General features: G+C 46.5%; 12 protein-coding genes and 1 riboswitch. Of the genes, 6 read left to right on the top strand and 6 right to left on the bottom strand.

Features of this window, described 5'->3' with window-relative positions; translation table 11 throughout:
* Nucleotides 1-139: 139 nt before the first annotated feature.
* The 4 genes from LRL21_RS04455 to LRL21_RS04440 all read right to left on the bottom strand — a co-directional run bounded on the left by LRL21_RS04455 (nucleotide 140) and on the right by LRL21_RS04440 (nucleotide 4,721).
* A complete protein-coding gene (locus LRL21_RS04455) occupies nucleotides 140-1,513 on the bottom strand; it encodes a sulfatase family protein (RefSeq protein ID WP_240414555.1) in 1,374 nt (457 codons plus the stop codon).
* Between the two features lie 53 nt (nucleotides 1,514-1,566).
* Nucleotides 1,567-2,400 (bottom strand): carbohydrate ABC transporter permease, encoded by an 834-nt coding sequence (locus tag LRL21_RS04450; protein WP_076232106.1) that lies wholly within the window; start codon nucleotides 2,398-2,400, stop codon nucleotides 1,567-1,569.
* Nucleotides 2,397-3,287 (bottom strand): carbohydrate ABC transporter permease, encoded by an 891-nt coding sequence (locus LRL21_RS04445; RefSeq protein ID WP_083689365.1) that lies wholly within the window; start codon nucleotides 3,285-3,287, stop codon nucleotides 2,397-2,399. Before LRL21_RS04445 ends, LRL21_RS04450 begins: the two co-directional genes overlap by 4 nt.
* 120 nt (nucleotides 3,288-3,407) lie before the next feature.
* Complete coding sequence (locus LRL21_RS04440) at nucleotides 3,408-4,721, bottom strand: ABC transporter substrate-binding protein (protein ID WP_240414554.1); 1,314 nt, start codon at nucleotides 4,719-4,721, stop codon at nucleotides 3,408-3,410.
* A 178-nt stretch (nucleotides 4,722-4,899) separates the two neighbouring features.
* Here LRL21_RS04440 and LRL21_RS04435 point away from each other — a divergent pair, with 178 nt between their 5' ends.
* The 3 genes from LRL21_RS04435 (at nucleotide 4,900) to kduI (ending at nucleotide 8,461) form a co-directional block, all read left to right on the top strand.
* Entirely contained in the window at nucleotides 4,900-5,655 is a 756-nt protein-coding gene (locus tag LRL21_RS04435) for a response regulator transcription factor (RefSeq protein ID WP_240414553.1), read from the top strand.
* A 2-nt stretch (nucleotides 5,656-5,657) separates the two neighbouring features.
* Entirely contained in the window at nucleotides 5,658-7,421 is a 1,764-nt protein-coding gene (locus tag LRL21_RS04430; protein WP_240414552.1) for a cache domain-containing sensor histidine kinase, read from the top strand.
* Nucleotides 7,422-7,627: 206 nt separating this feature from the next.
* Complete coding sequence (kduI, locus tag LRL21_RS04425) at nucleotides 7,628-8,461, top strand: 5-dehydro-4-deoxy-D-glucuronate isomerase (RefSeq protein ID WP_240414551.1); 834 nt, start codon at nucleotides 7,628-7,630, stop codon at nucleotides 8,459-8,461.
* Between the two features lie 105 nt (nucleotides 8,462-8,566).
* Here kduI and LRL21_RS04420 read toward each other — a convergent pair whose 3' ends face one another.
* The gene (locus LRL21_RS04420; protein ID WP_240414550.1) at nucleotides 8,567-9,190 is read right to left on the bottom strand and encodes a pyridoxamine 5'-phosphate oxidase family protein; all 624 of its coding nucleotides are present in this window, start codon (nucleotides 9,188-9,190) and stop codon (nucleotides 8,567-8,569) included.
* Between the two features lie 320 nt (nucleotides 9,191-9,510).
* Between LRL21_RS04420 and pdxR the strand changes: the two genes are divergently transcribed.
* On the top strand, nucleotides 9,511-11,007 hold the full coding sequence (gene pdxR, locus LRL21_RS04415) for a MocR-like pyridoxine biosynthesis transcription factor PdxR (RefSeq protein WP_240414549.1): 1,497 nt from the start codon (nucleotides 9,511-9,513) through the stop codon (nucleotides 11,005-11,007).
* A gap of 51 nt (nucleotides 11,008-11,058) precedes the next feature.
* On the opposite strand, the gene asd is transcribed toward pdxR, so the two are convergent.
* Nucleotides 11,059-11,850, bottom strand: a complete 792-nt coding sequence (gene asd / locus LRL21_RS04410; RefSeq protein WP_240414548.1) for an archaetidylserine decarboxylase — start codon at nucleotides 11,848-11,850, stop codon at nucleotides 11,059-11,061.
* A 108-nt stretch (nucleotides 11,851-11,958) separates the two neighbouring features.
* Here asd and LRL21_RS04405 point away from each other — a divergent pair, with 108 nt between their 5' ends.
* Complete coding sequence (locus LRL21_RS04405) at nucleotides 11,959-13,023, top strand: acetylxylan esterase (protein ID WP_240414547.1); 1,065 nt, start codon at nucleotides 11,959-11,961, stop codon at nucleotides 13,021-13,023.
* A 195-nt stretch (nucleotides 13,024-13,218) separates the two neighbouring features.
* On the top strand, nucleotides 13,219-13,977 hold the full coding sequence (locus LRL21_RS04400) for a hypothetical protein (protein ID WP_240414546.1): 759 nt from the start codon (nucleotides 13,219-13,221) through the stop codon (nucleotides 13,975-13,977).
* A gap of 120 nt (nucleotides 13,978-14,097) precedes the next feature.
* Nucleotides 14,098-14,203: riboswitch (TPP riboswitch) on the top strand.
* Nucleotides 14,204-14,276: the final 73 nt, after the last annotated feature.

Genomic DNA, 14,276 nt, shown 5'->3' with positions numbered 1-14,276 from the left:
TTTCATCCTTCCGTCTTCCATATGGAGTTGCCTGATTAGTTCGGCAACATTATACCATTTTAAGGACGATGAGTCACGGTTTGATTTGAAGGCTTGAGTTTGAATCTATACACTTGCAGGTTCAAAAGAACTGCAGTTCTTACTCGAATATTTCATATTCACGTACTTTTCGCTGCCCATACGCTGCAGCAGGAGCAGCATCAATTTGCGGTGCCGATTCTCCGGCTTCGACCATACGGCGGATCAACGTTTCACGAAGCTGATCAGCAACCTTGCGATGGGATTCCATTCCGGCCAGATTGGTCAGCTCGTACGGGTCCGCGTAGAGGTCATACAGAAACTCCTCGACATACCGGTCAGAGGAAGCGGTAAGGACCGGATCGCTTTTGATTGCGGAAGTGACGCTGTACTTCCAGCGCTGTGTACGGATCGCCCGCGCTGTTTGCGACTCGCTGATTTGCACGAATACTTCAGAGGGCCATTCGGCGTGACGATCATTCAGCAGCGGAACGACGGATCTTCCTTGCATATGGCCGGGAACCTCGATACCTGCTGCATCCAGCAGCGTAGGTACGAAATCGACAAGACTGACAAGCTCTCTTACGCTGCCACCGCCTGTGAATTGTGAGCCGTACAAGGCACTGGGAACACGGATGGAGCTCTCATGGCAGGAACGCTTGTACTCGGCATTACGCGTCTTGAAATGCGAGCCGTGGTCGGACGTGAACAAAATGATCGTATCTTCGGTCAGATGTAAGCTGCGCAGCGCATCCCTCACCCTGCCAAGCGCCTCATCAAGCCGTTTGACCATTCCATAGTAGCCGCCCAGATGCTGATGGGCGGTTCCGCCGAGCGCAGCCAGATCGGGCGGTACCCACCGTGAAGTATACATATCCCTGTACACATCAGGTGCCGGATAGTCGTCGCGGTGATTCTGATGATGCGGCTCCAGGTACGAGAGAAACAGGAAGAAGGGCTTGTCCTTGCGGTCGTCGATATAGCGGATGGCTGCATCGGTTAATGCATCGACGCGATAGCCTGGCAGCTTGACGGGCTGGCAATCATTGTCGTAGAGCAAGGTTTCATAAGCATCTGAGGTGTGCTCCAGGGCATCGGCAGCAAGCCAATATTGATAACCGCCGCGCAGATGCTCAGGCACCGGCTGGTCACGGGTTACGGCGAGATGCCATTTGCCGATGTAGCCAGTGTCGTAACCGGCTTCGTTAAAATAGCCAGCAAGCGTAGGCAGTTCCTGCGGGAGCGGGATGCCGTTCCGGTAGCAGCCCGTTTCGGTGGCGTACAAGCCGGTTTGCAGGCATGAACGCGCCGGTCCGCAGACCGGCTGGCAGGTGAAGGCATGCTCCAGATGGGTTCCCTGACGGGCCATCTGATCGAAATTCGGGGTCAGTCCGAGCGGATTTCCATGAACACCGGTCGTATCCCAGCGCTGCTGGTCGGTAAAAAACACGATGACATTGGGCTGCTTGCGCTGTGGCTTTGCGGAATTGCGCATCATCAATCACTCCTTATCAGTTCATATCTAATATCCATGTTAAGCTCAAAACGTTAACCTTTCAATCCGGTTGTGGAAATTCCATCGACAAAATGCTTTTGAGCGATAAAGAAGACGATCACGCAGGGAAGAATCGTAACGACGGACATCGCCATAACCTGATTCCAGTGGACGGCCCCTTCGTTATCCAGCACCATCCGCAGTCCGAGTGCGACCGTAAACTTGGACACACTGTTGATATAAATCAGGGCATTAAAGAACTCATTCCAGGTCCAGATAAATTGGAAAATGCATACTGAGAACAGCGCGGGCTTCGCTAACGGCACGAGCACCCGTGTCAAAATTCGGAAGGAGCCACAGCCATCAATGAAGGCGGCTTCATCGAGATCGCGGGGAATCCCACGGAAAAACTGGATCAGTAGGTAGACGAAAAACGCGTGAACGGCCAGCAGGGCAGGTACATAAAAGGGCAAATACGTATTCAGCCAGCCGAAATTTTTGAATAAAATATAACGCGGTATCATAATAACGGCATCAGGCAGCATCAGCGTGGACATCATCAGCCCGAACAGCAGCTTTTTGAGTGGAAATTTAAAGCGGGCAAACCCGTAGGCGACGATGGTGCTGGATACCGCGGTGAGGATCACGACTGGAACGACCATAATGAACGTATTGGTGAAAAATGTGCTGAAGCTGTTTTTGCCAATTCCGGTCCAGCCCTTGCTGTAGGAATCCCAGACAAATGTCGAGGGAAGCAGCCCAACCGTGGAGAATACCTCCTGATTCGGTTTGAATGAAGCGAATACGAGCCACAGCAGTGGGTAAATAAAAAGCAGTCCAAATAACGACAGGAGAATTATGGTCCAGAGGTTGTTTTGACGTGTCATTTATCATCGCCCCCGTCTTCATAATGCGTCCAGCGGTTGGACGTTTTCAGCAAAATAAACGTGAATGTCATAATAATAATGAACAAGATCCAGGACAGGGCGGAGGCATAACCCATTTTAAAATAGTGAAATGCGTTATCGTACAGCATCAGTCCATACAAATAAGTCGATTTTACCGGACCTCCGCCTGTAATGACGAAAGCCGCCGTAAACTGCTGGAAGGCTCCAATCGTCTGCATAATCAGATTGAATAATATGATCGGTGTCAGCAGCGGCAGTGTCACGCTGAAGAAGGTACGAGCTTTGGAGGCTCCATCGACCTTGGCAGCTTCATATAATTCCTTTGGAACCTGCTTCAGGCCTGCCAGGAACAATACCATCGAGGAACCAAATTCCCAGACTGGAAGCAGCGTTATGGTGAACAAAGCCAGCTTGGGGTCACCCAGCCAGTCGATGGGAGGTATCGATAAGTACGACATCAGCTGATTGACCAGCCCTTCGCGCATAAACAGAAATTTCCACAGGACGGATACAGCAATACTGCCGCCAAGAATAGAGGGAAGGTAATAGACGGTACGGAATATGCCGATACCTTTCATCGATCTGTTCAAAATAATCGCAACCAGCAGTGCGAAGGCCAGCTTGGCGGGAACAGCCATCAGGACGTAGAGAAAGGTGACCCATAACGATTTATAGAAATCACGGTCGTTCGTAAAAATGTCAATATAGTTAGTGAAGCCGACGAAGCTTGGCGGTCGGATCATGTTATAGTCCGTGAAAGAGTAATACAATGATGCGAAGAAGGGGTAAAGCGTCAGGATGATAAACCCTATAAGCCAGGGGCTGATATATAACAAGCCGACATACTTTTTGCTCAGTGTTCCCATAAGTCCACTCCTGTCTGTATTCGACATAAGACGACAAACGGGAGGTGCAGCCTGCCGCTCCTCCCGTTGTTTCGAGGCTACCCCGAAGTCATCCCATTCGATTTGATCTGTCCAAGCCTGTTATTTAATCGCTTTTAATTTATCGTTCAGCCTTTTGATGATTTCCTGAGCTGCAGCATCCGGGGGTGTACGTCCGAACGCGACCTGCTGCATATAATCCTCCACGAGCTTGATCAGCTCCTGATTGCTGCTGATTCCGTTGAGCGGTTCGCCCGGCTTTTCAAGCGCGATCTTGACCGCTTTGGCTACAGTTGGATCAACCAGCTGCTTCTCGACGAGCGCCTGCGAATTTTTCTCGACAGCCGGAATACTGTAGGTATCACGAAGAATCAGTGCTGCTTCCGGGTCGGTCAACAGCCAGCCAGCGAACTTGGCGGCTTCTTCCGGGAATTTGCTGCTTTTGTTAATCGCCAGTGGATTACTCGGGTTAACTAACACACCTGAATCCTTGGCATTTTGCGGAACTGGATACATACTGACGTCGATTTGCGGGATAAACGATTTCAGCTTCGTAATGGTCGAAGACAGGCCGAATGCAATCCCGATGTTGCCTTTTTGCCACGTAATATTTTGTGTGATTTCCGGGTACAGGCTGCTTTCTGCCACAGGCTGCAAAACACCGTCATCCAACAGCTTCTTGTAGTACGTCAGCGCTTCCGCCAGAGCAGCCTGGTCAAAGCCGAGTGTTTTATCCGTATTGATCCACTGCTTCCCGGTTTTTTGCTTCACATAAGGCTGCAGGAACCCGCGGACGTCCAGCATCGAGAGCAGGTAAGCATTAGCATCCTGCTGATGCACCTTTTTACCGTATTCATGAAGCTTATCCCAATCCCACTTGGTATCCTCGGGAATATTGAATTTTTTGAAAAATTCCTTGTTGTACGCCGTAACCATGCCGTTGATCCCCATCGGAAGTCCGACCATTTTGTTATTAAACACGACATATTTGTTAAGGAAATCGCTGTTGAAGGCACTGAGATTCAGATTGTCCTTCTGCGTATTCAAATCCAGTACCAGATCGCCTTTAACGGCAATTTCATCGATCCAGTCAAACGACAGCGGTGTTAGATCGGGTGCGGTACCGCCGGCGAACTGTGTGACCAGCTTTTGATAATAACCGTCAAAGCCGCCATACTCGGCTTCAATCGTCACATTCGGATTTTTGCTCATATACAAGCTGATTGCTTCCAGTATCGCTTTATGTCGGCCCTCGGAGCCCCACCATGCAAAGCGAAGCGATACCTTGCCTGCCGGCTTTACGCCTCCTTCTGCCTGTGAAGCGGTTCCTCCGCCACCTGAGCTGCAGCCTGTAAATACGACAAACAGCAAGGAGCAAATGCATACCATTTGAATCCATTTCATCGTGTGTTTCAAAATTAATCCCCCTTGATTATCATTTAATAGTATAAAATATAAAGCCAATGCACTAGAATGAAAAGGCATACAGATTTGTTTTAGGTATCATTATTCACATATTTGGACGAAAAGGTATCATTATTTGCGCTTATCATTTTTAAGGCGTATTTTTGTTAAAACAGGGGGTTTTCAACCGATGTACAAGCTGGTATTGGTCGATGACGAGGTGGAGATCAGGAACGGGCTAACGCAATATTTTCCATGGAATGAGATTGGCTTTGATGTCGTAGGCGTCTTTGACAATGGAAAAAAAGCTTTAACTTATATAGATGCCCACGCCGTTGATATGCTGCTGTGTGATATCCGCATGCCGGTCATGACCGGACTTGAATTAGCGCAGGAGCTGCACAGCCGTCAAAGTAAAATCAAAATTACGCTGTTAAGCGGCTACAAGGATTTTGAATATGCCAAGCAGGCGTTATCCTATGATATCAAGGGCTATATCGTTAAGCCGACCAAATATAATGAGCTGTATGAGCATTTTTCGAAGCTGAAGCAGGAGCTCGACAAGGCGGACGAGGAGCAGCATGGCAGACATGGCCATGATGACAACAGCACGTTTAACGAAAAAGTTATCGCAGCGATCCGCACCTATGTAGAGCAGAACTACAAGCATGCAACACTGGAGGAGGCCGCGTCGCTCGTCAGAATGAATTCTTATTATGTCAGCCGTTATTTCAAGGAAAAAACCGGGCAAAACTTTTCCGATTATGTGGCAGAGGTAAAGATGAGCAAGGCTGCCGAGCTGTTGAAGGATATTCGTTACAAGACGTATGAAATCAGCGAAATGGTCGGTTACAGCCACGCCAAAAACTTTACCCGCACCTTTAAAAAGCACTTTGGCATGAATCCGCGTGAATTCAGAAACAGCCGTGAAGATGAAAGAGGCTAGCAATGAGAAAAAAGTTTTTTTTGAAAAACTTGCTGCTGTTTCTTGTCCCGCTGCTGATTCCGATTCTGATCCTGGGTACGCTTTCTATTGTTATTACCGAGCGGTATATTCAAGGGGAAACCAACAAAAATAATCTGAATTTGTTCAACCAGATCGACCGCAACATTGAACTGATTTTTAATGAAATCGATTCGCTCAGCATCAGTCTTGGCAATCCGGAGGTTCTGTACAGGCTGGAGGACATTCTGCAGACACAAACCTTGACGCTTGAAAATCTGAGGCTGATGAAAATATCGCAAAATTATATTAATGCTCCGGTTACGGCCAAGCCTTTTATAGAATCAATCTATGTGTACGTGAATAATGATCACAATCAATTCCTTGCCAACGGCGTAGGCTTGACCAATTTCAGCGAATTTCATGACGTATCGTGGAAGGACAGCTTTAATAATAATCAGAACAAAACCGACGTCTGGACGGAGCCGAGGGAAATTCAGCGTTATTCGTTTGAAGCGCCGATTCCGGTGACAACCGTTTATAAAAACCTGTTTTCTACCGTACAAAATGAGCCCAACGGCGTCATTGTATTGAATATTTATACCAATTATATCGAGAAATTACTGGAAAATATTGTAACATATCCAGATCAGCACATTTTGGTGGTGGACGGGAATAACCGCGTTATATTTAAAAATCGCCGGCTTGATGAATTGAAGCCTTTTGATCTGAAAGAAATTCTGTTGTCGGATACCTCCTTTACCTTAAACACGAACGAGGGGGCGTATCTGATCTCGCAGCTGCACTCAAGCAAATACGGCTGGAGATATATCTCGATCACGCAGGGGCAAGGTCTGACGCCTATACCTTTTCAGCTCAGTACGCTTTCACTCTCTCTGGTACTGTTGTCTTTCATTCTGGGGCTGCTTTTAACCTACTTTTTGACTCGGCGCAATGTGAACCATATCCGCAATATTATTACGATTATCGATTACGCGGACCGTGGCATTCCACTACCCGCTACCTCGCCTGCGAGCGGAATTGATGAGTATGATTTTATCACGCAAAAAATTATTAAAAATTTCATTGAGCAAAATTACCTCCAGGTGCAGCTGTCCGAGAAAAAGTATAAGCTTCAGGCTGCCGAACTGCTCGCGCTGCAATCGCAGATCAACCCGCATTTTTTGTTCAACACGCTGGAGACGATTTATTGGAAGGTTATCGGGTTGACGGGAAAGCCGAATGAAGCGAATCAGATGCTTGAATATTTGTCCGATCTGCTGAAATATGCGCTGGATACGCCTAAAAGAATCGTGACGCTGGAAAAGGAAATTATTTATACAAAAAACTATATTTCGATTCAGAAAATTCGCTACCGTGACCAGTTTGATGTGATTTGGGAGTATGATGATGAGGATATTAGAAGGTACAGCACTGTCAAGCTGCTGCTGCAGCCGTTGATCGAGAACTCAATCTATCACGGAATTAAAGTGAAGGAGGGCTATAGCTGTATCAAAATAAAAATTAACCGATTTGAATCCTATATTCGCATCGCCGTTATAGATAATGGAATCGGGATGAGCCGGGAGCGCTTGCTGGAGGTCAATCAGATGTTGGGATTGGAGGAGCAGGCCATCGAGGAGGGCGAGCATATCGGACTTGTCAACACGAATAAACGGATTCAGCTAACGTACGGTATGAAGCAAGGGGTTCGCATTCAAAGCAAGCCAGGGGTTGGAACAGTTGTTTCCGTATGTATTCCTTGTTAGCGTAGATGCGACAAGGTCTCGAATTGCCCTTGCTGCAAGGACAGAGTTAAGCGCTTGTAGGGATGCTGTGGCGGGAGGAAGCAATTTATGATACCATAGACAGGTATGCGGCTAACTGTCCGTACAAGAAAATGAAACGTTTTAATATTGAGCTATCAATGAATGATCTCAATCCAGTACCTATTTTCGAGGAGGCAATTGTTACAATGGAAATTCGCTACGCAACGAATCCAACGGAAACAAAAACGTATGATACGGCAAGACTTAGAAGTGAGTTTTTGATCGAAGAGCTGTTTGCTCCAGGCAAGCTGAATATGGTATACAGCCACGTGGACCGTTTTATTACAGGTGGTGCTATTCCGGTATCCGAGTCCATTAAGCTCGAAGCGGACAAGCATGACATGGGTGCTGAGTATTTTCTGGAACGCCGTGAAATCGGTATCATCAATGTGGGTCCTAAAGGCTCGGTCGTTGTCGATGGTACAGAGTATGAATTGGACAACAAGGATGGCCTGTACATAGGTCTTGGCAACAAGGAAGTTATTTTTAAAAGCGCGGATCCCGCAAATCCGGCACGTTTCTACTTTAATTCAACGCCTGCCCATAAAAATTACCCAACCGAGAAAATCGAAATCACCAAAGCTGAGCCTGCGCACTTGGGTTCTATTACTTCCTCCAATGAGCGTACGATTTACAAGTACATTCATTTGAATGGTGTACAGAGCTGCCAATTGGTGATGGGGATGACGCTGTTGAAGCCGGGCAATATGTGGAATACTATGCCTTGTCACACGCATAACCGTCGCTCGGAAGTATATTTGTATTTTGATATGCCTGAAGATGGTCTCGTGTTCCATATGATGGGAGAGCCTACTGAAACTCGTCATCTGGTTGTTCGCAACGAGCAGGCGATTATTTCCCCAAGCTGGTCGATCCATTCCGGAGTCGGCACGAATAACTACACGTTTATTTGGGCGATGGCTGGTGAAAATCAAGAGTTCAGCGATATGGATATGGTAGCTCCACAGGATTTAAGATAAACTCTGTTCGAGGTTCCGAATCATAATCGTACATTCCAAAAAAGTCCGCAGGCATTATGCCTTGCGGACTTTTTAAGTTAAGCGGAAATCAAACATTGGGTTCGACTAAGACTGCTTCCGATGATGTGGGCAATATGCTTTCATAAGTGCTGCAGTTTCGGCATCAAGCTCCAGATTTCTTTCAACGAGTCCTTCGCTAATTCGTTCTAATCGGTCCTCCTGCATATTTTGCCCGAATTTAAACTTGGCTGACATCTCGGAAATTACAATACGTACAACAGAAGTCGCTTTAAGCTGAGGGATGTAATCGGAATCCAGCGGATCAATCTGCTCATAGCCACCTTCGCTTTGCAGCTTCTGCATAAATGCGCTAAGCGCTGCTGCCTTTTGCTGCAGATCACTGACTGGCTCCGCATGTCCCTTGATCAGTACAGATTTAAAAAACGCGGTTGCTGGACAAGCAAGCTTGGCGTCTGACCAGTAGGAAGGAATAATCGCATATTCCTTGGCAATGGAGAAGGTGACTCGGGTATCTGATTTGAGATTTTTCATTTTTTGACCAGCATGGCTGCCATGAAAATACAGACAGCCCTCGTGATAAACGAAGTTTAAAGGAGTCAGCTGCGGCCAGCCATCCTCACTATTCGAGCCTAACACGCCAAAGCTTACCTCCTGCAAAAATTGCAGTGTTTCCTCTTGATCCATCACTTCAAATTCTTTTCTTCTCATAGGGATGGCCTCCTTGATTGGTTTGATTATGAGTCTAACGTACTTATTGACAAATAATAAGCTCCAATTTAGAGTTAAATGACTGTACCAATATAGATATCCACTAGAAGTCCGGTTAATAAGTCTCGCTGCGCGGCCAAATATCCTTCCGATCGCTGTTGAAATCGTGAAAATGGATGAGATTAAGGGGTTTATTCACGATTTCAAAGGCGAACGCTTACGCTTCTCCAGGACAATTTGACCAACTTCGCTCGTTCTTCACCGGACTTCTAACTAACTGCATTATGGTTTCTCTAATTGAATCAAGAGGAGTCCTCGGCATGCATTTTCAAATTCCGTATCATCTATATCGTTCCAGATATCCTACCAAGCTGCTGACTTTATATCATTCATTAAGAGATTCAATCCTGGATGGGGTGCTGACTTACGAAACACGGCTTCCTTCCAGCCGAGAACTGGCAGCATTGTACGGATTGTCCCGAGGGACAGTCAACGTTGTTTACGATATGCTGAATGCAGAGGGGTATGTGCGAAGCGAAATAGGACGCGGGACCTTCGTGTCGATCCATTATGAGCCGAAATCCACTCCTGAGCGGCAGAGTCAAGTTTACGTACTGTCGGATTGGGGAAAACGGCTTATGCTGCAACCAACAGGGGATGTTTCGTATGATTTGCCAGGCGCTGTAAAGCAAATTGATTTTCATTGGTTTGCACCGGATATCGAATTATTTCCACAAGAAGAATGGAACCGGCATCTCCATGCTGCAGCCAAGGAGTTAACTGGACAAGGAGTTATTCCACGTGGTGAACTGCAGGGAGACTATGAATTACGGAACAGCATCGCACAATATCTCCGCAGAGCCCGGGGAATTGATAGTCATCCATCGCAAATTGTCATATTCAACGGTTCGATGCAGGCTATCGCGCTGACGGTTCAACTGTTGGTTAATCCCGGAGATCCTGTTATCGTAGAAAATCCGGGCTATGTGGGAATTCGGCGAGCTGTGCATACAGCAGGAGGTATTACCAAGCCGATCTCTATGGACGGGCAAGGGATTATTCCAGATGACTGGGAAGCCAAGCTGTTGTTTGTTACACCAAGCCGTCAGTTTCCTACAGGTGTTGTCTTAAGCATGGAACGGAGACAGCAGCTTCTAAAATGGGCCAATGAGCAGGATGCGATTATTATCGAGGATGATTACGACAGCGAATTCCGTCACCGCGGCAGGTCATTGGAGCCACTTAAGGTATTGGATCGGGAGGATCGTATCATCTACATCGGCAGCTTTAGTAAAACGCTCTTGAGCGGCATTCGAATCGGTTACGCAGTTATGCCTGCTTCCTTGGTGGAACCGATACGTAAAGCGAAGGCCTTGTTTGAACCGCGGCCTACCGGCTTGCTGGAGCAGCGGACTCTTGCAGCTTTTATGGGGAGCGGAAGCTACGAACGTCACCTGCGCAGAATGAAGCGTGCTTACAGTCGAAAGTTCGAATGCTTGCAAAAGTGGCTGTATAAGCTGCTGTCCGATCAATTTGCCTGGGTGGAGGGTGATGCAGGCCTTCATATTTTTGGATGGTGGCGCGGCAATGAACCGACCTATATCGAGTTTCGTGATCAATGTGCTCAAGCGGGTATCCGCTGGTCAGAGGTTGGTGTACCTGTTCAGTCGACAGAAACAGAGGTAGAGGCAGAGAAAGTCAGCTATGGAGCTTATTTTAATTTCCCTCATTTGTCGGAGGCAGACATCGAGTATGCGATCAAGAGGATGGAAGAGGTATGGAAGTCGATGCAAGCTGACAGCAGGATGAACAAATAGCCTGGAGTAAGGACAATCCCTAATACTCCAAGCCTGCGCAAGCTCGTCAGTTTATGATTTGCGTTTAACGAAGCCCAGTATTTGTCCCATCTTGACTTTACTGCCGACCTGCAGATCGGTGCGGCTTTCGAAGGTGTCGGTCTCCATCAGAAGCACGACGGTGGAACCAAATTGAAAATAGGCAAGCTCATCGCCACGCCCAGGTCGCTGCGGCAATGGAGAGACGTATTGAATGCTGCTGACATTCATCGCTCCAACCTTGACGACGGCAATTTCTCCGTCCTCATGCTGCATATACGTAATCAGTCTTTCATTGCGGCTTAATACTCGGCGCATTTGGCGAAGCCCGAACTCATTAACGGGATATACTTTGCCGGGAATGTGTTCTTTTTCAATAATATCACCCTCAATAGGGGTGTGAATTCTGTGGTAATCGGTTGGACTGAGATAAAGCACATAGTAAAAGCCGTTCTTATAGCTGACCGCACGCGGCGAGAAATTAAGCATTTCATCGATCGTGTAATCTTGTCCCTTGACATTAAGAATTAATCCTTCGCTGATCGGCCCCATACCGGTAATGGCCGCATCCACCGGGCTGACTACGATATGTGGAGACATATCAATCGGACGAAGGCCATTTTTTAATCTGCGTGTGAAAAAGTCATTTAAAGACACATACTCGTTCCAGGGCTTTTCTGCATCCTCCAACCGGATACCATAAATATCGGCGAAGCGCGGGATAAGCTTGCGACTTACTTTGGATTGAGCAAATGCTCCCGTTACCCGGGATATCGCTTTACGTGAATAGAGCTCAGTCAGTAAGCGAAAAAAAGATTTCATCATGAATGCATTTCACCTATTTCTTGTCGATTGGATACTAACGAATATCTTGACACATAACCTGCTGCAACGCAAGAAAAAAGAAGCTTTTTTTGAGTATGGCAGGAGACCGTGGTATGGAAAAAAATAGGTTGCGACCTGCCGAATAGTTGGTACAATAAGCAGGGGATCATTCATTCAACCGATTTTATTCATGAGGAGCTGTTCCATATGCCTAATGTAGATATGCCCTTATCCCAGCTTCAGGATTATAAGCCTGAGCTTACGATCGAGTCCGATTTTGACTTGTTTTGGGATAAAGCCAAAGCGCTTTCAAATCAAAAACCTCTACATGCACAAGTAAATCTTGTACAAGACTATCCATTGAAGTCGATATTGATTTATGATGTGGTTTTTGATGGAGCCGATGGTACACCGATTCATGGCTGGTATGTAACACCTAAGGGTGATCATCAACCGGGTTCACTGCCTGTCCTGGTCAAATATCATGGTTATTCGGGCAATCGCGGTTATCCGAATGAGCTGCTGCAATGGGCTTCGATGGGAATGGCGGCATTTGCGATTGACGTAAGAGGTCAGGGCGGTTTGACACCGGATAGGGCTGAGTATCCACAGGGTGGTATTCCGGGTTGGATGACCTTGGGCATTCTGGACCCGGTTTCTTACTATTATAAGCAGGTGTATCTGGATTGTATTCGTGCGCTTGATTTCGTATGTTCACGTGAAGAGGTCGATGCCAGCCGAATCGCGGTATATGGGGGCAGTCAAGGCGGTGGGTTGGCACTCGCCGCAGCAGGATTGGATTCGCGTCCGAAGCTGGCATTGCCTGTATTTCCATTCCTGTGCCACTTCCGCCGCTCCGTAGAAATTCATGCTTCCGGACCTTATGTGGAAATCAAAAACTGGTTCCGTCGATATGACCCTGAGCATCGACAGGAAGCTCAAGTGTATAGAACGCTCAGCTACTTCGATGGTATGAATATGGCAAGCCGGATTAAGGCCAGAACCTTGATGGCGATAACCCTGCAGGATATCACTTGCCCGCCTTCGACCTGCTTTGCTGCTTACAACCACCTGTCAGGCCCAAAGGAAGTTCGATTGTACCATGATTACGGACATGAGGGATTGCCTTTCCATGAAGAGGCGATGATGCGTTTTATTGAGACTTATTTGTAAGTGATATCAGTCAATTCTAGAGCCGTTCATGTCCATTTAGGAGGTGAGCGGTTTTTATATGCAATTTTGTCTAAAATTATACACATTTTCGACAAATTAATTCTAAAGTATTGTTTATATTTCATTTTTATTAAGAAAAGCAGCTTATAATATTGCAAAGTAGGTCTTAATACACAAAAAATAGGAGTGAAAGTGATGAAAAAAGTATTAAAGTTTCTAACGGTTTCTATTATGCTTTGGGCTTGTTTGCTTGGTTTGTCTTCAATGGCATTTGCTGATGCAGCCATGGATTTTGAAATCACGTCGGTAGCTTATGAGAACGGTGTCTTGACCGCTGTAGGTAAGTTTAAGAACACAGGGGACAAAAACATTGCGGATGTAACAAAAGTAGACGTTAAGATTATCCTTCACAACGATGCTGGTGATTCCAAAGAAGTAGCCAACCACTATTTTACAGACTTAAAGCTGAATATCAAACCAGGTGAAGCAGCAGAGTACACTTTGACTTTCGCTGATGTTCCTGAGTATACTGATGCAACTTCTTGGACTGCTGAAGAAGGCAATTGGGAATTTACATACTTCGAAGATGCTCCTGCACCAGCTGAAGCACCGGCAGCTCCTGCACCAGCAGCTGATACAGCACCGGCAGCGCTTGATTTTACCGTACTTTCAGTGTTCTATGAAGGTGGCAGCTTGAAAGCGTCTGGTGTTTTCACAAACACTGGCGGTAAAAATATTGATGTTGTACAAAAAGTAAGTGTGAAAATTATTCTTCATAATGACGCTGGTGATTCCAAAGAAGTAGCTAACCAATACTTCACAGATCTGCCTGTTCACTTGAAACCGATTGAAATGAAAGAATACACACTGATTTTCACAGACGTACCTGAGTACACGGATGCAACTTCATGGACTGCTGAAGAAGGCGAATGGGAATACACCTACTTTGAATAAGTTATTGTTATTATGAATTGGACTATTTGTATTCCATTTTATGTAAAATTAGACAAGCCTGAACATGGGCTTGTCTAATTTTTTTGTCGTTGACATTTTGATCAAACCTGCTAATATGAAGGTTATCACTAGGGGAGCCATTTGGGCTGAGACTGAATCGATAGATTCTAAACCCTCTGAACCTGATCTGGATGAAACCAGCGTAGGGAAGTGGAGAGCATTCGAAGCGTGTAATGGATTCATACATGCAGACCACTTCCGATATGGGAGTGGTCTTTTTGGCGCTCACTTATCGGTTC

Origin of the sequence: Paenibacillus periandrae, assembly GCF_022458865.1 — a bacterium.
Classification (GTDB): domain Bacteria; phylum Bacillota; class Bacilli; order Paenibacillales; family NBRC-103111; genus Paenibacillus_S; species Paenibacillus_S periandrae.
The sequence above is the reverse complement of the archived record's forward strand: the minus strand, read 5'-3'. Positions and strand labels throughout refer to the sequence as shown.